Here is a 21,337-nt window from a genome sequence, read left to right on the forward strand (position 1 = left end):
ATACCTAGAAACAGAAGGAGGACCCTAATGGGAGTGATTTCGGAAGCAATTAAAGAGATGGAAGGTTACAAGCTCCATGTTGTGACCACGGAAAAGTTTAAAACGAATACAATTGTTTGGAAAATGAAGGCCCCGTTAACGAAGGAAGACGTCACACAGCGTGCTTTACTGCCGCATGTGTTGCAAAGTAGCACAGCTAGCTACCCAACAACAGCTAAATTGAGATCGTACTTGGATGAATTATATGGAGCAAACATGTTTGTTGATGTCTCTAAAAAAGGAGAATATCAGATTATTTCAATGTCAATTGAAATTGCGAATGAAAAGTTTTTGAGCGATGCGACTCCACTTTTATCAAAAGGGTTGGAATTACTTGCCGAAATGGTTAGAAACCCATTAGCGGAAAATGGAACATTTAACCATGAAACAGTCGAAAAAGAGAAGCGAACATTAAAACAAAGAATTCAATCTGTATTTGATGACAAAATGAGGTATGCTAATTTTCGTCTCGTTGAAGAAATGTGTGCAGGTGAACCTTATGCCTTACCTGTAAATGGAGAATTGGAAGCGGTTGATCAGATTGACGCTAAATCTCTATATGACTATTACCAGAAGGCTTTCGCTGAGGATGAACTAGATTTGTATGTCATTGGAGATGTTTCGTCACAGGAAGTTGAATCCATTGCGTCTGGTTTATTTCGTTTTGCTCAGCGGACTCCAAAAGAAACTAATACATTGAACCGAGTAAGTGGAGAGGCAAAGACGATTAAAGAAAAGCAGGATATTAAACAGGGAAAACTGAATATTGGTTATCGGACAAATATCAAATATGGAGACCAAGATTATAACGCTCTACAAGTTTTTAACGGGATATTTGGGGGATTTTCACATTCGAAACTATTCTTGAATGTGCGTGAAAAGAACAGTCTTGCTTACTATGTAGCAAGTCGGCTTGAAAGTCATAAAGGTCTGATGATGGTGATGTCAGGCATTGAGTTTGAAAATTTTGATTTAGCGGTGAAAATCATTAAAGAACAAATGGAAGCAATGACGAACGGTGATTTCACAGATGAAGAAATCGAACAAACGAAAGCCGTAATCGAAAATCAATTGCTAGAGACCGTTGATACCGCAAGAGGAATGGTGGAGCTTTTATATCATAATGTCGTCTCAAAGGTAACCGTTCCTCTGGATGATTGGTTAAATGGAATGAAAAACACAACAAAAGATGAAATTATCGCCGTTGCCAATAAGATTAACCTTGATACCGTTTACTTTTTAACTGGAATGGAGGCGGCGGAATAATGGAGAAAATTGCATTTGAGCAATTAAATGAAGAGCTTTTTTACGAGAAATTGGAGAACGGTCTAGATGTTTATATTTTGCCAAAAAAAGGTTTTAATAAAACGTATGCCACGTTTACGACGAAATACGGAAGCATCGATAATCATTTTAAACCGTTAGGCAAAAACGAATATGTGAAAGTTCCAGATGGAATTGCTCATTTTTTGGAGCATAAACTGTTTGAAAAAGAAGATGGAGATGTGTTTCAGCAATTCAGTCGCCAAGGTGCTTCGGCCAATGCCTTCACGTCTTTTACTAGAACGGCTTATTTGTTTTCAAGTACGTCAAATGTGGAAAAAAACCTTGAAACATTGATGGATTTTGTCCAAGAGCCGTATTTTACCGAAAAAACGGTCGAAAAAGAAAAAGGGATTATTGGCCAGGAAATAACGATGTATGACGATAACCCTGACTGGCGGTTATACTACGGTGTGATTGAAAATATGTTCAAAAATCACCCGGTGAAAATTGATATTGCAGGGACGAGAGAATCGATCTCCCATATCACCAAGGATATGCTTTATGAGTGTTATCACACTTTTTACCATCCAAGCAATATGCTGCTATTTGTGGTGGGGGCGATTGAGCCGAAAGAAATCATGACTCAAATTAAAGCAAACCAAGCGAAGAAAGAGTTTAGTGCCCAATCTGAAATTGAACGTCAATTTGAATCGGAAATAGAGGAAGTTGCGGAGAAGAAACAAGTTCTGAAAATGAATGTTCAAACGCCAAAGTGCATCCTTGGAATTAAGGCCGCACCAGCAAATTTAAAAGGGCAGGAAATGTTAAAACATGAACTATCCACCAATGTTATGCTTGACATTTTGTTTGGGAAAAGTTCTGAAGGGTATACCGAATTATATGGAGAAGGGTTAATTGATGATACCTTTTCATATGATTTCAGCCAGGAGCAAGGGTTTGGCTTTGCGATGGTCGGAGGCGATACACCAGATCCGGAAAAGCTTGTTGAGAAGGTGACGGCGATTCTGTTGAAAGCAAAAGAAGGATCTATTTTTAATGAGGAGCAGTTAGGTAGAGCGAGAAAGAAAAAAATTGGGGCATTCTTACGCGCGATTAATTCACCAGAGTATATCGCCAATCAATTTACCCGATATGCTTTCAATGAAATGGATTTATTTGAAGTCGTTCCGGTACTCGAAAGCATTACCATTGGAGATATTCAGGCAGCCGCAGCAGATTTAATTGACGAAAAACGGTTTACTGTTTGTCAAGTTGTACCGAAATAATTAGGAGCGTCAGCGTCCCTGCTGACGCTTTTGTCTTGAGGAGAATACATATGCATAAATTTATTTTAATTACTGGGGCGAGTGGGGCCATTGGCCAGTCAATCGCCCTCAATCTTGCTTCTAAAGGATATTCTTTGTATCTTCATTACAATCAGAATCAAGAGGGAATTCAAAATTTGTTAGCCAAATTAGCACCGTATCATGGAGAATTTATCCCGATTCAGGCGGATTTAGCCATTCCCCAAGGATATCAACAGCTTGCCGATGCTATTTTCTCTTTAGATGGAATCGTACATAATGCAGGACATGCTTTATATGGCCTGCTCCAAGATTTGACAGTAGAGGAGGCAGAGAGGCTCATTCAAGTCTCAGTTACCTCACCACTGTTGCTAACAAAATCTTTAGTGCCCAAGTTAATCAGTAAAAAAGAAGGGGCTATTGTCGTTGTATCGTCGATTTGGGGACAAACAGGTGCTGCTTTCGAAGTAGCGTATTCAACGGTCAAAGGTGCTCAAATTTCGTTTGTGAAGGCTCTAAGTAAGGAGTTAGCACCTTCAGGTATTAGAGTGAACGCAGTGGCGCCTGGAGCGGTTGAGACGCCAATGCTATCAGGGTTTTCACCTGATGAGCTGGCTGCGGTACGAGAAGAAATTCCACTTTCAAGATTAGCTACGCCAGAAGATGTTGCAAATGGCGTGGAATTTTTACTTTCTAAAAAGTCCAGCTACATTACTGGCCAAGTACTAGCGATTAATGGTGGATGGCATGTATAACTTTTTGACAAAATTTAGATGATGAATATTTTAGAGCCCCCCAATGCAAAATATCTATGAACACTTTAAAAGGAGGTTCAAAATTATGTCTGTTTTAGAAAACTGGGGTTCATGGAAAGATTTCTTAGGTAGCCGTTTGGATCAAGCTCAACAAGAAGGAATGAACAATAATGTAATCTCTGAAGTGGCTTACCAAGTTGGGGATTACCTTGCAAAGAACGTTGATCCCAAAAACGAACAAGAGCGTGTGCTTGCTGACCTTTGGTCTGTAGCGGATGAAAAAGAGCAGCATGCAATTGCGAACCTAATGGTAAAACTTGTTCAAAATAACGGGTAAGCAGACTGAAATAAAGAGGGGCATAGCCTCTCTTTTTTTCGCAATCAAAAGCACAAAGGAAACATGAAGCTTGATTCGCAAATTTAACGCTCGCTATGTGGCGAGTTTTCTTCTATAGAAAAAAAATATCTGTTAGCGCTTAATGATTTTTTGGTATCAGTCTCATATGCCCCTGAACAAGCCGCTTGCGCTTTTCGTGCTTTTTTGTTTTGATTTCTCCTTTTTCTTTCATCTTCTATCAAAATCATTTATTATAGAAGCTAGAAACAACTTGACATTGACTCAAATGGTTAGAAAGTACATAATCCGTACAATCGGACTGATTGTTGATATAGTTGGAGGGGTTTGATGGAGAAAAAAGAATGGTACCTAGAATATGAAATCACTATCAATCGCCCGGGTTTATTAGGGGATATCTCTTCATTGCTAGGGATGCTTGCGATTAATATCGTGACCATCAATGGAATTGATCAAGGAAGACGAGGACTGTTAATTTTAGCAAAAAACGATGAACAAATCGTAAGACTTGAGTCAATTCTAAAGACAATGGATACGATAAAAGTAATTAAGCTTCGTGAACCAAAACTTCGTGATCGGATGGCTGTTCGACATGGTCGTTATATTGAAAGAGATGCAGATGATAAAAAAACTTTTCGATTTGTGCGGAGCGAGCTTGGACTCCTAGTGGATTTTATGGCAGAATTGTTTAAGCAAGATGGTCATAAACTCATTGGTATTCGAGGAATGCCACGTGTAGGGAAAACGGAGTCTGTCGTAGCTGCTAGTGTTTGTGCAAACAAGCGATGGTTGTTTGTTTCATCAACCCTTTTAAAGCAAACGATTCGGAACCAATTAGTTGAAGACGAGTATAATGCGGATAATCTGTTTATTTTGGACGGGATTGTTTCAACGAGAAGAGCGAATGAACGACATTGGCAACTTGTTCGTGAAATCATGAGGATGCCAGCAGTAAAAGTGGTAGAGCACCCGGATATATTTGTCCAAAACACAGAATATACATTGGATGATTTTGATTATATTATCGAGCTTCGTAATAATCAGGACGAGGAAATAACGTACGATTTAGTACAACAAAACAATTTGTTTACTGATCCAGATTTCGGAGGATTCGATTTTTAAGTATTGGAAGGTGTTATCGTGACAGAGTTAGGTGATCGCTTTAAGCAAGAAAGAGAAGCAAAGGGGCTTAGCCTCAATCAGTTGCAAGATATGACGAAAATACAGAAACGTTATCTTGCTGGGATTGAGGAAGGCAATTATGCGATGATGCCAGGGAAATTCTATGTGCGGGCTTTTATAAAGCAATATGCTGAAGCATTGGATCTTGACCCTGACGAAATTTTTGAACAGTATAAAAATGATATTCCGACTACATATAATGAAGATTTGCCAGAGCAATTGTCTCGGGTGCAATCGCGTAAAAGTTTTTCGAATCGGACATCAAAGGTTTTAGACCTTCTTCCTAAACTGCTAATCGGTCTTTTTGTGATTGGGGCCATCGTTCTTGTTTGGTATTGGATGGTTCAGAGTGCTAGCAAGGAAGAAAATGACCAAGTGAATCAAGGGAACAATCCGGTCAATATTGAGGAACAAACTGATATTGTGACCGAAGATGAAAATGCTGAATCAGGTGCTACGGAAGAAGGAAGCGAAAATTCAGCGGATACGAATGAAGATACGAAAAAGGAAGATGAAGAGACTGCTGAAGAACAAGAGGAACTTACTCAAAGCATTAGCGTAGCAGAGAAAAACGGAAGTTCTACGGTTTATGAGTTAACCGACGCGGATACATTTGAATTAGAAGTTGTCTCTACTGGCGCAACATGGGTCAGTGTCAAAAATGGGGCTGGAAAAACGTTCTTTGAGAAAACCTTACAAAAGGGTGACAAAGAAACCGTTGACTTTACAGACCAAACGGAGGCATTCCTCCGCATTGGGAATGTTCCTGGAACTGAACTTTATATTAATGGTGAAAAGCTTGAGTACGCAGTCTCTCCAAATGAGCAAACGACTCAAAATATTACCATCCGTTATACGACAAGCGAATAATAGTCATCGCAAGGTGACTATTTTTTCGCTTGGTTAATAAGGAATACAAATTTAACTTTGGGAATTGTAGGCCCCAGGCCATACGCCGCTGAGCAGGGCACTACCGCTTTTCTTTGTCTAGCTGCAGCGGCTAGCCCCTCGAGTCGCTTCGGTCCGGCAGTTGAAGTCAAAGAACGACTTCATCTGCCGGACCTCCAGCACTTGTCGGGTCTGAACAAGCCGCTTCCGCTTTTCTTTATCATTTTTGTTTTGGAGGAAAAATCATGAATTTACCGAATAAAATCACCATCTCACGAATATTTCTAATACCTGTGTTTTTAGTGGTGATGCTTGCACCTTTTGATTGGGGAATGGTGAGTATATTAGGAGCGACAATGCCTGTGACTCATCTTGTCGGAGCTTTGATTTTTATCTTTGCTTCGGTGACGGATTGGGTGGATGGATACTACGCTCGGAAACTTAATCTTGTAACCAATCTAGGCAAATTTCTAGACCCATTAGCAGATAAATTACTTGTAGCTTCTGCCCTGATTGTTTTAGTCGAACTTCAACTGGCACCATCTTGGATTGTCATCATCATTATTTTTAGAGAATTTGCGGTGACTGGTTTGCGCGCGATTCTTGCCGAAGGGGGAGAAGTGGTTGCAGCGAATATGCTTGGGAAAATTAAAACGTGGGCCCAAATCGTTGCAATTTCAGCTTTGCTTCTTCACAATATCTTTTTCGAAATGATTTCGGTTCCATTTGACATGATCGCTCTTTGGGTTGCAATGTTCTTTACCATTTGGTCTGGTTGGGATTACTTTAACAAAAATAAAGCGGTCTTTAAAAACTCAAAGTAAGTGCGTGCAGATTAAAACCCCGGGAGGAATAATATGAATGCTGAAATTATTGCTGTAGGTTCGGAGCTACTGCTCGGACAAATCAATAACACAAATGCTAGATTCCTGTCTTCGCAACTGGCCAGTATTGGAGTGAACGTTTTTTTTCATACCGTTGTAGGAGATAATCCTGTTCGTCTGAAATCAGCGCTTGAGATTGCAGATCAGCGCTCTGAATTGATTATTCTAACTGGAGGCCTTGGGCCAACAAAAGACGATTTAACAAAAGAAACGATTGCAAGTCACCTTGGGGTAGATCTTGAAATCGATGAGGTTGCGCTAACATCCATTGAACATTATTTTAAAAAAACAAATAGACCGATGACTGAGAATAATCGGAAACAAGCGCTCATTTTGAAAGGATCACTTGCGTTAAAAAATGACCATGGTATGGCACCGGGGATGTTTCTCGAAAAGGGGAACCATTATTACATGCTTTTACCGGGACCGCCTAGTGAACTTGAGCCAATGTTTGCGAAATATGGCATCCCGGCCATCACAGAAAGCATGTCAGAGCAGGCAAGGATTGTATCTAGGGTCCTTCGTTTCTTTGGAATCGGGGAAGCTGCGCTTGATGAGAGGTTAGACGATTTAATTGAGAACCAAACGAATCCGACGATTGCTCCACTTGCTTCAGAGTCGGAAGTAACGGTGCGCTTAACAGCAAGGCATCAGATTGAGGATGAGGCGATCCTATTAATTGATGAAGCGGAGAAAGAGATTCAGAGTCGATTGGGGCAGTACTTTTATGGGTATGATGATACTTCATTAGTGAATGAATTGATGAAGAGCTTGCAGTCGAAGAGCCTAACGATTGCAGCAGCAGAAAGCTTGACTGGTGGAATGTTTCAAGAACAACTTACTTCTCTCTCAGGAGCAAGTAGCGTGCTAAAAGGCGGTGTGGTTTGTTATACAAATGTGGCCAAAGTGAACCTCGTGAAAGTACGCGAAGAAACGATTGCCGACCACGGTGCAGTTAGTGCGGAATGTGCTCAAGAATTAGCTGAAAATGTAGCAAGTTTATTAGGAGCGGATATTGGAATTAGTTTTACCGGTGTCGCTGGTCCTGGTGAACTTGAAGGGCATCCGGCAGGAACCGTTTTTGTGGGAATTTATCTGAAAGGAAAACCAACAAGAACAGAAAAACTTCAGCTTGCTGGTACTCGCGAGATGAACCGCGTTCGAGCAGTTAAACATGGATGTCGTTTGTTAATCAATAGTTTGAAAGAGGAAAAATTGTAGAATGGAAGTCCTTGTTCTAGCGTGAACAAGGGCTTTCTTTGCTAATTTTCAAAGAACGCTGCTAGAAAGCCTCTATTAATGATAAAGATATTTAAGGGTAGAAGTTTCTACTAAATCTTCTTATGGTAGCAGTCCCCCTCTCTTTAACAGTACCCGCCGTAATAATTCTTTCTTGCTAGACTGTAAGAAGCGAATAATTCAAAAACCTGTTTAATCGTTAAAATCTCGTTATCAACGTACCTATTTCCTATAAATGATCTGAAATTGAGTTAAAAATCACTTTTTTAGCGAAACTTACCAGTGAAAAAAATCGAATGGATGTTCGTTTTTTTTGCTCGACAAATGATTTAAAAGAAGGTATAGTATGAGTAGTATTCCGAATAAGTTGTGGACGTTCGTCTATGGACGAAAACGTATGGATAAAGGAGGAAAATTGAGTGAGTGATCGTAAAGCTGCCTTAGATATGGCATTAAAACAAATAGAAAAGCAATTTGGTAAAGGTTCAGTTATGAAGTTAGGAGAACAAACGGATCGTAGAGTTTCAACTAGTCCGAGTGGTTCGCTTACATTGGATATAGCGCTTGGAATTGGTGGATACCCACGCGGTCGTGTTATTGAAATCTATGGACCTGAAAGTTCTGGTAAAACAACTGTCGCTCTTCATGCGATTGCAGAAGTTCAGGCTCAAGGTGGACAAGCTGCGTTTATTGATGCGGAACATGCATTGGACCCAGTTTATGCTCAAAAGCTAGGTGTCAATATTGATGAACTATTGCTATCACAGCCAGATACAGGAGAACAAGCGTTAGAAATCGCCGAGGCTCTTGTACGAAGTGGTGCGGTTGATATTATTGTAGTTGACTCAGTAGCTGCGTTGGTTCCAAAAGCAGAAATTGAAGGGGAAATGGGAGATGCCCACGTAGGTCTTCAAGCTCGCTTAATGTCACAGGCTCTTCGTAAGCTATCAGGTGCAATCAATAAATCTAATACAATAGCGATTTTCATTAACCAGATTCGTGAAAAAGTTGGTATTATGTTTGGTAACCCTGAGACAACACCTGGTGGTCGTGCGTTAAAATTCTATTCTAGTGTTCGTCTTGAAGTACGCCGTGCTGAAACCTTAAAGCAAGGAAATGAAATGGTCGGAAATAAGACAAAAATTAAGGTTGTGAAAAATAAGGTTGCTCCTCCTTTCCGTGTTGCGGAAGTAGACATTATGTACGGAGAAGGAATCTCAAAAGAAGGCGAAATCATCGATATCGGATCTGAACTTGATATTGTCCAAAAAAGTGGATCTTGGTATTCTTATGAGGGTGAACGTGTAGGACAGGGACGTGAGAATGCGAAGCAGTTCCTCAAGGAAAATCCTTCTATTCGTCTTGCGATTCAACAAAAAATCCGTGAGCATTATGGTTTAGATGGAGAGAAGCCACTTGCTGAAGCGGAAGAAGATTTAGATCAAGAAGAATTGGAGCTTTCCTAATGGAAAAAAAGCAAAGCAATCGTGCTTTGCTTTTTTTTTGCAGATAAATGTTTCAGATTGTTTAACCATATGACAGAGGGGCATACTTGCTCGTGCCAGCCTATTACAAATTTAAAACTGGCAAGAAACACCAATCGGCGCTTACACCCCCTTGACAATAAAAATCGGAAAACATACAATTAACATGTATATTTTTACTTTTACTAGTAATAAAAGCGTTTAAAAGCCTTTGTGCTGTATGTTGATGCAAGAAAACAATATACATGCCGACACTTTAAAAAACGTAACAAAAAGTTCATAGCAAGAGGAGGTGAAATGATGGAATTTTTCATAACTATCATCTCCATTTTGCTTGGCCTAATCGTCGGTGCAGTTGTTGGCTATTTTTATCGAAAATCCGTTGCAGAGGCAAAAATAGCAGGTGCAAGGAATGCGGCAGAACAGATTCTTGAGGATGCGAAGCGGGATGCGGAAGCATTAAAGAAGGAAGCCCTGCTTGAAGCAAAGGATGACATTCATAAGCTGCGCACAGAAGCAGAACGCGAAGTGCGTGAGCGTCGAAATGAACTGCAAAAACAAGAAAATCGTTTACTGCAAAAGGAGGAGAATCTTGACCGGAAGGACGAGTCGTTAAATAAACGCGAAATTCTTTTGGAGAAGAAAGATGACTCTCTGAACCAAAGACAACAGCATATTGAACAGATGCAAAGCAAAGTGGACGAAATGGTGCGTATGCAACAAGCCGAGCTAGAACGTATCTCGAGCTTGACGCGTGATGAGGCAAAATCCATCATTTTAGAACGTACTGAGCAAGAGTTAGCTCACGACATAGCTGTCATGATTAAAGAAAGTGAGAGCAGAGCGAAGGAAGAGTCCGACAAGAAGGCGAAGGAGTTATTATCTCTTGCCCTTCAACGGTGCGCTGCAGACCATGTTGCTGAAACAACGGTTTCCGTTGTGAATCTTCCAAATGATGAAATGAAAGGACGCATCATTGGGCGTGAAGGACGGAACATCCGGACACTTGAGACGCTGACGGGAATCGATTTAATTATCGATGATACGCCAGAAGCAGTCATACTATCTGGATTCGATCCAATTCGTCGTGAAACGGCAAGATTAGCCCTTGATAAACTTGTACAGGACGGTCGAATTCACCCTGCAAGAATCGAGGAAATGGTTGAAAAAGCGCGTCGCGAAGTCGATGAACATATTCGTGAAGTCGGGGAACAGACGACGTTTGAAGTGGGTGTACATGGTCTTCACCCAGATTTAATTAAGATTCTAGGACGATTGAAATATCGTACAAGCTACGGTCAGAACGTTCTCAAACACTCTATGGAGGTTGCACAGCTATCAGGGCTGTTAGCCGCTGAGTTAGGGGAAGATGAGATACTTGCAAGACGTGCAGGTCTCCTGCATGATATTGGAAAAGCGATTGACCATGAAGTGGAAGGAAGCCATGTTGAAATTGGGGTTGAACTTGCAACCAAGTATAAAGAACATCCAGTTGTGATTAACAGTATTGCTTCCCACCATGGTGATTCTGAACCAACATCTGTTATTGCGGTACTTGTCGCAGCTGCTGATGCATTATCAGCTGCTAGACCTGGAGCACGTAGTGAAGCGCTGGAAAACTATATCCGCCGCTTAGAGCGCCTAGAAGAAATCTCTGAATCCTTCGAAGGAGTCGAGAAATCATTTGCCATTCAGGCGGGCCGTGAGATTCGCATAATGGTAAAACCTGACTTAATTGATGATCTTCAAGCTCACCGTTTAGCGCGTGACATCAGGAAGAATATTGAGGAAGAACTCGATTATCCTGGTCATATTAAAGTAACGGTCATTCGTGAAACGAGAGCAGTTGAATACGCAAAATAAAGCGGTGCATATGCACCGCTTTTTTAGCTTCTGGGAGTGATCCTTTCCTAGGACAACTACCAACCAAATTTCTCTTAGGCTTTAGTGTAGAGAAAAAAGAATAATACTTTGCTTAAATGCGCGTCTGTCATCTTTCTAGGACTCGTCAAGTGGCGAGTTTTCTTTATGTTTGCAAAGTGGAGAGCATTTGGGGGAAGAATATGATACATATCAGGTATGATACAATCGAACTAAACTAAAAAGAATAGGAATGGAAGAATACAATGAGAATTTTATTTATCGGTGATGTCGTTGGCTCACCTGGTCGTGACATGGTGAAGGAGTATTTGCCGAAACTAAAAGAAAAGTACCGTCCAACGATTACAATTGTTAACGGTGAAAATGCCGCAAGTGGAAAAGGAATCAATGAAAAGATTTATCGGCAATTTTTAGAGTGGGGCGCACAAGCAGTTACGCTTGGAAATCATGCATGGGATAAAAAAGAAATCTTTGATTTTATTGACAAAGCTAAGTATCTGGTACGGCCTGCTAATTTGCCAGAGGAAGTTCCTGGCACAGGCATCGTGTATTTAAAAGTCAATCAAGATGAAGTGGCTGTTATTAACCTGCAAGGTCGGACGTTTTTACCGGCGATTGATTGCCCGTTTAAGAAGGCAGATGAACTAATTGCGGAAGCTAGAAAGCGGACACCGATTATCTTCGTTGATTTTCATGCCGAAGCAACAAGTGAAAAAGAAGCGATGGGCTGGTATTTGGATGGACGAGTAACGGCAGTTGTTGGAACACATACGCATGTACAAACAGCAGATGAGCGGATACTCCCAAGTGGAACTGCTTATTTAACGGATGCTGGAATGACAGGACCTTATGACGGAATTTTAGGGGTCGAACGCGATGCTGTCATTAAACGCTTCTTGACTTCCCTTCCAGTTCGATTTGAAGTAAGCACAGGTGGTCGGACTCAATTATCCGGTGTGGTTGTTGATGTGGATAAAAAGGATGGTCGTGCGAAGAAAATTCAACGTGTTCGCATCAATGATGATCAACCTCTTTTTAGTTAATCTAAAGTAGTAGCTTCTCTTTTTGAAAGGCTCTTTTCTCAAGTATTGGCTGTCTATCTGTAAAAACAGCCAATATATGGGGAAAGAGCCTTGTTGTTTATTTTTAAACCTAAAAAAATAGCCTCTTCACCGTTAAAATGGTTAGGGTTTTAACAATAATCTTTCCAAAAACAGTGTTTTTTCAATAGCTCGGTTATATCCCTTGACTTTTCTGAATATAGTAGCAGTGGAACAACTTACCCTGAAAATTAGAGGGCATTCAGGTTTTGGGGAGAAAATAAGGAGGAGCTAGGAATGGAAATATTAAAAGTTTCAGCAAAATCTAACCCTAATTCTGTAGCTGGTGCGCTTGCAGGAGTTCTGCGTGAAAGAGGGAATGCAGAAATCCAGGCAATCGGTGCGGGTGCATTGAATCAGGCCGTAAAGGCAGTAGCTATCGCAAGAGGATTTGTAGCGCCTAGCGGAGTTGATTTGATTTGCATCCCAGCCTTTACCGATATTCAAATAGACGGTGAAGAGCGTACCGCGATTAAATTGATTATTGAACCAAGGTAGGAAAATTAGGGGATGTGTGGTACAAGATTCTATGAAGAAATGAATTAAAAGATTCAATCATCCGTCTGTCAAAGAAACACGAACGACAGATGGATTTTTTTTGCCTGTGAGACTGGAAAAAACATCCATAAAATATTATTCTAGAATAAGAGACGATTATTTTGCATCCTTGCACAAATTTGAAAAAAAACGGTTATATCAACTATGTTTTTAAGAATTTTAGAAGTTGGAAAAAATGAAGAATATGGAAAAACTAAAATAGAAAAAATATTCTTATTTTGGCTAATATTTGGTGAGAAAGGGTTGCTTTTTTCTCGGCATAGGTCTAGAATTGAAAGCGTTTAGTACCCCTCCAAGTTGCAAGTTAAAGACAAAGTGAGAACGTGATTTTTTAGTGAATGGCTTGGAAAAGTGCTAAAATTATTAATGGAATAGAATTACATACTTTTTAACGTACCTAAAGGGGTGTAGGAGATGATCAATCAACTTTCATGGAAAGTTGGAGGGCAACAAGGAGAAGGAATTGAGAGTACCGGTGAAATTTTTGCGATTGCTCTAAATCGCTTAGGCTATTATTTATATGGCTATCGTCACTTTTCTTCACGTATCAAAGGTGGACATACGAATAATAAAATTCGTGTGAGCACGACTCAGGTTCGTTCTATTTCCGATGATTTGGACATCCTTGTTGCATTTGACCAAGAAACCATCGACGTAAACTACAAGGAACTTCATGAGAATGGTGTTATTATGGCAGATGCAAAGTTCGAGCCAAAGAAACCAGAAGATACAAAAGCAACATTGTATGCGGTTCCATTTACTGAGATTGCAACGGAACTTGGAACATCTCTAATGAAAAACATGGTTGCGATTGGGGCAACTAGTGCAGTCCTAGATTTAGATATTCAGGTTTTCGAAGAAGTAGTGAATGAAATCTTCGGGAAAAAAGGCCAGCAAGTGGTCGAAAAGAATATGGAAGCCATTAAATCCGGCTTTGAATATATGAAAAAACAATTAGGTTCTGAAGCTACCATGCAGCTTGAAAAAGCAGACGGAAACAAGCGCTTATTTATGATCGGGAACGATGCGATTGCAATGGGTGCATTAGCAGGTGGATGTCGCTTCATGGCTGCTTATCCGATTACTCCAGCTTCAGAAATTATGGAATATTTAATCAAGAGATTACCAGAAGTCGGTGGAACTGTTATTCAGACGGAAGATGAAATCGCTGCTGCAACTATGGCGATTGGTGCAAACTATGGTGGTGTCCGTGCGTTAACAGCTTCTGCGGGACCAGGTCTTTCTCTAAAAATGGAAGCAATCGGCCTTTCGGGGATTACCGAGACTCCGTTAGTTATTGTTGATACACAGCGTGGTGGCCCATCAACTGGACTTCCTACGAAGCAGGAACAATCAGATTTAATGGCCATGATTTATGGAACACATGGTGAAATTCCAAAGATTGTTATGGCTCCAAGTACAGTGCAGGAAGCTTTCTATGATACTGCGGAAGCTTTCAATCTAGCAGAAGAATACCAATGCCCAGTCATTGTTTTATCTGACCTACAGCTTTCTCTAGGAAAGCAAACAGTAGAACCTCTGGATTTTAGTAAAGTAGAGATTCGTAGAGGAAAACTTCAAACAGGTGAACTACCAGAGCTTGAAGCAAAAGGCTACTTTAAGCGTTACGAAGTAACTGAAGATGGGGTTTCCCCACGTACGATTCCTGGAACGAAGAATGGAATCCACCATGTTACAGGTGTTGAACATGAGGAAACAGGTAAACCTTCTGAATCAGCTGCAAACCGTAGAGCACAGATGGATAAGCGTTTTCGTAAAATCAGCAATGTTCAATTTAACACTCCGGTCCATAAGAATGCTCCACACGAGGAAGCAGATTTGTTGATTGTTGGTTTCAACTCTACAAGAGGAGCAATTGAGGAAGCGATGGGACGTCTAGAGCAGGATGGCATTAAAGTCAATCATGCACATGTTCGTTTGATTCATCCATTCCCAGTAGACGAAATGTTACCACTCGTTCAGTCTGCGAAGAAAATTGCTGTGATTGAAAACAATGCAACAGGTCAGTTGGCAAATATTCTAAAGATGAACGTCGGACAACATGAGAAGATCGAAAAAATCTTAAAATATGACGGAAATCCATTTTTGCCGCATGAAATTCACTCGAAATGCAAGGAGTTGTTCTAAATGGCCACATTTAAAGACTTTCGAAACAATGTAAAACCTAACTGGTGCCCTGGTTGTGGTGACTTCTCAGTCCAAGCGGCGATGCAGCGTGCTGCAGCCAATGTTGGGCTTGAGCCTGAACAATTGGCTGTTGTTTCCGGAATCGGCTGTTCAGGGCGTATTTCAGGATATATTAACTCATATGGTTTCCATGGAATTCATGGCCGCTCATTGCCAATCGCTCAAGGAGTAAAAATGGCAAATCGCGATTTAACGGTAATCGCTTCTGGAGGAGATGGAGATGGGTTCGCGATCGGAATGGGGCATACCATTCATGCGATACGTCGTAACATTGATGTTACATACATTGTTATGGACAACCAAATCTATGGTTTAACAAAGGGACAAACATCCCCACGTTCAGCTGCAGGATTCAAAACAAAGTCAACACCTGCAGGTTCGATTGAACAAGCGATTTCTCCAATGGAAATGGCGCTTACGGCTGGTGCAACCTTTGTTGCTCAAAGTTTCTCAACAGACTTGAAAGACTTGACAGCTCTTATTGAAGCAGGAATTAAGCATAAAGGATTCTCTCTCATTAACGTATTCAGTCCATGTGTAACGTATAATAAAGTCAACACGTATGACTGGTTCAAAGAGAATTTGACAAAACTTAAGGATATTGAAGGCTATGACTCTTCAAGTCGTGAAATGGCGATGCAGACTTTGATGAAGCATGATGGTCTTGTAACTGGACTTATCTACCAAAACACAGAGCGCCCATCCTATCAAGAGTTGGTCAATGGATATTCTGAAACTCCGCTTTCGCAAGCAGACTTGAAGCTAGATCAAGAGTATTTTGATAAGCTTACAGCTGAATTTGTTTAAGTTGATACTAATAAACACCTTAATTGTTCGAGAACAATTAAGGTGTTTTTGTGTGAGTCCATTTATTTTCGGCGAAACTAGGAAGAGGAGTGTGGGAAAATTTGTGTTTTCCTCATGTGTGTTATTTTACTATAATGATAACCTAAGCTGATTGTAAGAAAAATCACTTACAGAGTTAGAACAGTGTCATATGATATTGTTTGTCAGACCTATTAACGTTATAATTATTTATTGTATGTTTATATGATTAAATAATACTTAAAAAGTTTTTTACCTATAGAAAGGAGACAAACTATGAATGAAAATCAACGCCTAGAAGGCCAGCAAGTGAAAACGGGTAATCCTTCGGACAAAAAATCCGAAAAGGACTACAGTAAGTACTTTGAAACTGTTTTTGTTCCACCTTCCTTAAAAGATGCGAAAAAACGTGGGAAAGAAGAAGTAAAATATCATGATGATTTCAAGATTTCCGAGGAATTTCGTGGGATGGGAGACGGTCGTAAGTTTTACATCAGAACATACGGCTGCCAAATGAATGAACATGATACAGAAGTGATGGCAGGGATTTTCATGGCGCTTGGCTATGAAGCAACCGATTCTGTTGAAGATGCCGATGTTATTCTTTTAAACACTTGTGCGATTCGTGAGAACGCTGAGAATAAAGTGTTTGGAGAACTTGGACATCTTAAACACTTAAAAACGCAAAAACCTGATCTGCTTTTAGGGGTTTGTGGATGTATGTCTCAAGAAGAGTCTGTTGTAAACAAAATTCTTAAGACTTACACACAAGTGGATATCATTTTTGGTACTCATAATATCCATCGCCTTCCGAACATTCTCAAAGAGGCTTACATGTCGAAGGAAATGGTGGTTGAAGTTTGGTCGAAGGAAGGAGATGTCATTGAAAACCTTCCGAAAGTCCGCCGTGGCAACATTAAAGGTTGGGTAAACATTATGTACGGTTGTGATAAATTCTGTACGTATTGTATCGTTCCTTATACACGCGGAAAAGAACGTAGCCGTCGCCCAGAGGAAATCATCCAAGAAGTGCGCGAATTAGCTGCTCATGGTTACCAGGAAATCACACTTCTAGGTCAAAACGTAAATGCCTATGGAAAAGACTTTGAAGATCGTGAATATGGTCTTGGTGATTTAATGGATGAAATCCGTCATATCGGTATTCCACGTATTCGTTTCACAACAAGTCACCCGCGTGATTTCGATGACTACTTAATTGAAGTGCTCGCAAAAGGCGGAAACTTGATGGATCACATCCATCTTCCAGTTCAATCTGGTTCGACTGATGTGTTAAAGATTATGGCTCGTAAATACACGCGCGAGCAATATTTAGAGCTTGTTCGTAAAATCAAAGCGGCTATGCCTGATGTAGCTTTGACAACCGATATTATTGTTGGCTATCCAAATGAAACAGATGAGCAGTTTGAAGAAACGTTATCACTATATCGAGAAGTTGGCTTTGAGGCTGCTTATACATTCATTTACTCTCCACGTGAAGGAACGCCTGCTGCAAAAATGAAGGACAATGTTCCAATGGAAGTGAAAAAAGAGCGTCTACAACGCCTGAATGCATTGGTCAATGAACTTTCTGCAAAAGCTCTAGAAAAATACAAAGGTCAAACAGTGGAAGTTCTTGTAGAAGGGGAAAGCAAGAACAACCCAGATGTCCTGGCAGGATACACAAGTAAAAATAAACTTGTAAACTTTGTTGGACCGAAGACAGCAATTGGGAAAATTGTTAAAGTCAAAATTACCGATACAAAAACTTGGTCATTAAACGGAGAAATGGTGGAAGAACTACAATCAGTTGAGGTGAAATAGGATGGCAAAATTTACTAAAGATGAAATTATTGCTCAAGCAAAAGAGCTTGCCAAAATGGTTGCAGAAACAGAAGAAGTAGATTTCTTTAAGCGTGCAGAAGCACAAATTCATAGCAATGACAGAGTGAGCATGTTAATCTCTTCCATTAAAGGTTTGCAAAAACAAGCGGTTAACTTCAAGCATTATGATAAGCCAGAAGCATTGAAGAAAACGGAAGATAAAATCGCTAAGCTAGAAGCAGAGCTTGATGAAATTCCAGTCGTTCAGCAATTCAAAGAATCCCAAATTGAAGTGAACGATTTATTACAAATTATTGCCTCAACAATCTCCAATGGAGTAACGGATGAAATTCTACGCTCAACAGGCGGAGATGTTCTCCGTGGCCAAACAGGTGCAGAACTAGCAAAAGGTTCTAGCTGCAGCCACTAAATATTACCAGGTGCCAGTCACCATCCATTTTATGGATGGCGCCTGGCACTTTTTTTATTGAAGGGAAAAGGAAGTAACCCTCCAGCGCTTGTTGGGGCTGAACAGTCGTCTTCGCTTTTCGATTGTCTAGCTCCAACGGCTAACTCCTCGGTCATAAGCCAGCCCGAAATTGAAGGCAAAAAGCGCCTTCTATTCCGGTCTTTGTTATGCCTGTCGGAGTTGAACAAGCCGTTTCCGCTTTTCGATTGTCTAGCTGCGGCTCCTAGTCCCTCGAGACGCTTCGGTCTGTCAGTTGAAGTCAAAGAACGACTTCATCTGTCATCCCTCCAGCGCTGGTCGGGACTGAACAGTCGCCTTCGCTTTTCGTGGAACCTTTCTTGGGTGTGGGCATATCATGTTGTATGCCTTGGTATTATCCGCGGGGTTGGAAGAAAAATTCGTCGCACACTAGTCTAATGTCCCGCATAGGATGAATTGAAACTGATTGAGGAGGGTTCGCTCGCAATGGGAGAATACAGAGAGATTATCACAAAAGCTGTCGTAGCGAAGGGACGCAAATTTACGCAGTCCAATCATACGATCTGCCCACCACATGATCCAAGTAGTATTCTTGGCTGCTGGGTCATCAACCACAAATATAAGGCGAAGAAATCCGGAAAAACAGTTGAAGTCAATGGTTCTTATGACATCAACCTATGGTACTCCTTTGATGATAATACAAGAACAGAAGTTGTTACTGAAAAAGTGACATATTGTGATGTTATCAAATTAAAGTACCGCGACCCGGATTGCATCGATGACCATGAGGTACTCGTTCAAGTTCTGCAACAGCCAAACTGCATTGAAGCCGTCATTTCTCCAAACGGCAATAAAATCATTGTTCATGTCGAAAGAGAATTCATGACAGAAGTAATTGGAGAAACAAAGGTATGCGTTGCTATTAATCCTGATGGCTGTGAAGACTGTGACGATGATGATTGGGGTCATGATGTCGATGACGAGGAATTTGAAGATTTAAATCCTGATTTCTTATTAGGCACTGAAGAGGAATAGAAATAAACTAGGAAGGTGTACTTCCTAGTTTTTTTTAATAGTAAAATGGACAAGATGATCGTAAAAATATCATTGGAATTTTCATTGTATTAGATAGAAAAATAGAAATACAATTGACTTCCAATCCAGTAGAAAAATGCGACGAAGAGAATTCCAAGTACTGTTAGGGTCCCAACCAATTTCTTCCGAGCATTAAAAAACTCATCTCGTTCTTGGTACTTTTTTGTTAATGGATAGGAAATAATGGTTTGATCCCAGACGGACATAAGCCACGAATTAAGCATAAAGATAAAAGCTACTCCGATGATCACCTTGATCCAAAGTGGTGGTACCAATAGGAGCGCGGCTGAGGTAATTGAAACGATTTGCAGGTAGCCGCCCCAATAATTGGCGTTTCGAATAAAAACTTTGATAAAAAGTTCTTTGAAGCCATTTTCGGGATTTCGCTTTTTGTAGATTCGCTTTGATTTACGCAAAACCCATGGCTTCGTTCGAGTGCTAGTACTTCTTTTTTCAACCTCAGGTGCGATCGTAATAATGGCACCAATCAATCGTTGGCGTTCTTTTTGCTCAGATAACCATTCTTCTTCGAACGTTGACACCTTAAACAAGGACGGCATGTAAAGTACAAAAGCGATCCCAGTAGAAAGCAAGCAAGCTAATACAGGAAGTAGGTAAGCAGTTTTCAATATTTGTATACATAAAAATTGAACCATCCAACTCCCAATAACAAATGTGAATCCTCGAGTTAGTGATCGTAAAACTTTCCCGTCAATTTTTATGATTTTCGGTTTGAGGCCCATAATAAACCATTTTATGGACGTTAATAAAAGCGCGAAGAGAAAAATCTGGATGTTTAATAGCTTATAGCTTTGTATCAAAACAGGGAGAAACAGAAAAGTAATCACTCCATAAAGCAACAATGTGGTAAAGAGTGAATACACATAGCTAATTCGCTTTAAGCCGAGAAAAAGGGCAAGACGTTTAATTAGGAATACTTTATCTGCTTCATGAATGAAGGTTCGATACTGACCACGCCATGCCAAAAGATAAGATATTACCGCGATGAAAACGAATGGAACAGATTGCATCCAGTTAGGTGGCTCGTTCCACCATGAACGGTAATGATAGCCAAAAATAACTAGACCCGGGATCAGGATATACAAAATCACGGTCCAATCTAAAATGGAACCCCAAACGCGAGATTGGAATTTCCACTCAATCAATAGCCGTTTCATAAATAGCGCAACACTGCTCATTTTCGTTACGAAGGAAAAACTACTCATCGTCCGTACCTTCTGCTATTGAATGAAAACAGTCATAGAGGGACCCTTTGGGCAACTGACATTGTTCACGGATTTCATCTAACGTTCCTTGTGCAGCAAGAACACCTTGATGGATAAGTAAGAAACGGTCGCAAACTTTTTCAGCCGTATCGAGAACGTGCGTGGACATTAAAATCCCTGCCCCGCGTGAGCGTTTTTCTTCAATGCTTTCTAATAATAATTTCATCGCATTTGGATCAAGCCCAATGAAAGGTTCATCAATAATATAAACGGATGGGTTTGTGATGAACGAAAGAATCAGCATAGCTTTTTGTTGCATGCCCTTCGAATACGTATTTGGAAATTCATGAGCATGCTCAGCTAGTTTATAAGTTTTTAATAATTCATTCGCTTGCTCTTTATAGGAAACATCATCAAGCCCCTCGACTTGGGCGAGAAAGTCGAGGTGTTCCCATAAAGTGAGTTCATCGTAAAAAAGCGGGCGTTCAGGAACATAAGAATATTGGATGTTGTCTTGGAATACAATCTCTCCATCCATTTCTGCCATTAACCCAAGAATCGATTTGATTGTCGTGCTTTTCCCAGCACCGTTTGGTCCAATTAGTCCGATTAATTCCCCAGGTTCGATGGAGAAGTGAATATTTTGGATAATAGGTTTCCCAAGTTCATACCCGGCGCTATGAATCTTTGCTTTAAATAAAGAGGACATCGTTTCCCACCTTTTAGATAACTTGAATTGAAAAAGAGCTGTAGAAGCTAGCATAAAGCTGTTTTTAGTG

19 protein-coding genes are annotated in these 21,337 nt (G+C 40.5%); 17 read left to right on the top strand and 2 right to left on the bottom strand.

The features are described 5' to 3' along the window. The first annotated feature begins 27 nt into the window (after positions 1-27). From yfmF to M3182_RS15950, 17 genes are all read left to right on the top strand, one after another. A complete protein-coding gene (yfmF, locus tag M3182_RS15870) occupies positions 28-1,305 on the top strand; it encodes an EF-P 5-aminopentanol modification-associated protein YfmF (RefSeq protein WP_251425910.1) in 1,278 nt (425 codons plus the stop codon). After that, entirely contained in the window at positions 1,305-2,591 is a 1,287-nt protein-coding gene (yfmH, locus tag M3182_RS15875; RefSeq protein ID WP_251558918.1) for an EF-P 5-aminopentanol modification-associated protein YfmH, read from the top strand. Before yfmF ends, yfmH begins: the two co-directional genes overlap by 1 nt. A gap of 50 nt (positions 2,592-2,641) precedes the next feature. Then, entirely contained in the window at positions 2,642-3,364 is a 723-nt protein-coding gene (gene ymfI / locus M3182_RS15880; protein WP_251558920.1) for an elongation factor P 5-aminopentanone reductase, read from the top strand. Positions 3,365-3,449: 85 nt separating this feature from the next. Then, positions 3,450-3,701, top strand: coding sequence for a DUF3243 domain-containing protein (locus tag M3182_RS15885; RefSeq protein ID WP_251425916.1), 252 nt, complete (start codon positions 3,450-3,452; stop codon positions 3,699-3,701). A gap of 348 nt (positions 3,702-4,049) precedes the next feature. After that, positions 4,050-4,841, top strand: coding sequence for a DUF3388 domain-containing protein (locus M3182_RS15890; protein WP_251425918.1), 792 nt, complete (start codon positions 4,050-4,052; stop codon positions 4,839-4,841). Positions 4,842-4,859: 18 nt separating this feature from the next. Further along, positions 4,860-5,771, top strand: a complete 912-nt coding sequence (locus M3182_RS15895) for a helix-turn-helix domain-containing protein (protein ID WP_251558922.1) — start codon at positions 4,860-4,862, stop codon at positions 5,769-5,771. Between the two features lie 263 nt (positions 5,772-6,034). Beyond that, the gene (gene pgsA, locus M3182_RS15900; RefSeq protein WP_251425922.1) at positions 6,035-6,613 is read left to right on the top strand and encodes a CDP-diacylglycerol--glycerol-3-phosphate 3-phosphatidyltransferase; all 579 of its coding nucleotides are present in this window, start codon (positions 6,035-6,037) and stop codon (positions 6,611-6,613) included. A gap of 33 nt (positions 6,614-6,646) precedes the next feature. Next, positions 6,647-7,894: a competence/damage-inducible protein A gene (locus M3182_RS15905; RefSeq protein ID WP_251558923.1), complete on the top strand. Its 1,248-nt coding sequence runs from the start codon at positions 6,647-6,649 to the stop codon at positions 7,892-7,894. A 437-nt stretch (positions 7,895-8,331) separates the two neighbouring features. Beyond that, positions 8,332-9,378: a recombinase RecA gene (gene recA / locus M3182_RS15910; RefSeq protein WP_349774413.1), complete on the top strand. Its 1,047-nt coding sequence runs from the start codon at positions 8,332-8,334 to the stop codon at positions 9,376-9,378. 315 nt (positions 9,379-9,693) lie between these two features. Further along, positions 9,694-11,259, top strand: a complete 1,566-nt coding sequence (gene rny, locus M3182_RS15915) for a ribonuclease Y (protein ID WP_432806564.1) — start codon at positions 9,694-9,696, stop codon at positions 11,257-11,259. Between the two features lie 263 nt (positions 11,260-11,522). Next, complete coding sequence (locus M3182_RS15920) at positions 11,523-12,320, top strand: TIGR00282 family metallophosphoesterase (RefSeq protein WP_251425928.1); 798 nt, start codon at positions 11,523-11,525, stop codon at positions 12,318-12,320. A gap of 294 nt (positions 12,321-12,614) precedes the next feature. After that, complete coding sequence (spoVS, locus tag M3182_RS15925) at positions 12,615-12,875, top strand: stage V sporulation protein SpoVS (protein WP_221875497.1); 261 nt, start codon at positions 12,615-12,617, stop codon at positions 12,873-12,875. Between the two features lie 474 nt (positions 12,876-13,349). Then, positions 13,350-15,083, top strand: coding sequence for a 2-oxoacid:acceptor oxidoreductase subunit alpha (locus M3182_RS15930; RefSeq protein WP_251425930.1), 1,734 nt, complete (start codon positions 13,350-13,352; stop codon positions 15,081-15,083). Continuing rightward, the gene (locus M3182_RS15935; protein ID WP_251425932.1) at positions 15,084-15,950 is read left to right on the top strand and encodes a 2-oxoacid:ferredoxin oxidoreductase subunit beta; all 867 of its coding nucleotides are present in this window, start codon (positions 15,084-15,086) and stop codon (positions 15,948-15,950) included. A gap of 294 nt (positions 15,951-16,244) precedes the next feature. Continuing rightward, a complete protein-coding gene (gene miaB / locus M3182_RS15940) occupies positions 16,245-17,789 on the top strand; it encodes a tRNA (N6-isopentenyl adenosine(37)-C2)-methylthiotransferase MiaB (protein ID WP_251558925.1) in 1,545 nt (514 codons plus the stop codon). Between the two features lies 1 nt (position 17,790). After that, the gene (locus M3182_RS15945; protein ID WP_251425936.1) at positions 17,791-18,219 is read left to right on the top strand and encodes a YlbF/YmcA family competence regulator; all 429 of its coding nucleotides are present in this window, start codon (positions 17,791-17,793) and stop codon (positions 18,217-18,219) included. 504 nt (positions 18,220-18,723) lie between these two features. Next, on the top strand, positions 18,724-19,272 hold the full coding sequence (locus M3182_RS15950; protein WP_251425938.1) for an outer spore coat protein CotE: 549 nt from the start codon (positions 18,724-18,726) through the stop codon (positions 19,270-19,272). An 89-nt stretch (positions 19,273-19,361) separates the two neighbouring features. On the opposite strand, the gene M3182_RS15955 is transcribed toward M3182_RS15950, so the two are convergent. Both M3182_RS15955 and M3182_RS15960 read right to left on the bottom strand, forming a co-directional pair. Continuing rightward, a complete protein-coding gene (locus M3182_RS15955; protein ID WP_251558927.1) occupies positions 19,362-20,558 on the bottom strand; it encodes an ABC transporter permease in 1,197 nt (398 codons plus the stop codon). Continuing rightward, complete coding sequence (locus M3182_RS15960) at positions 20,551-21,267, bottom strand: ABC transporter ATP-binding protein (protein ID WP_251425942.1); 717 nt, start codon at positions 21,265-21,267, stop codon at positions 20,551-20,553. Before M3182_RS15960 ends, M3182_RS15955 begins: the two co-directional genes overlap by 8 nt. Positions 21,268-21,337 lie beyond the last annotated feature (70 nt).

Source organism: Mesobacillus maritimus (assembly GCF_023715205.1).
Classification (GTDB): Bacteria; Bacillota; Bacilli; order Bacillales; family Cytobacillaceae; genus Mesobacillus_B; species Mesobacillus_B maritimus_C.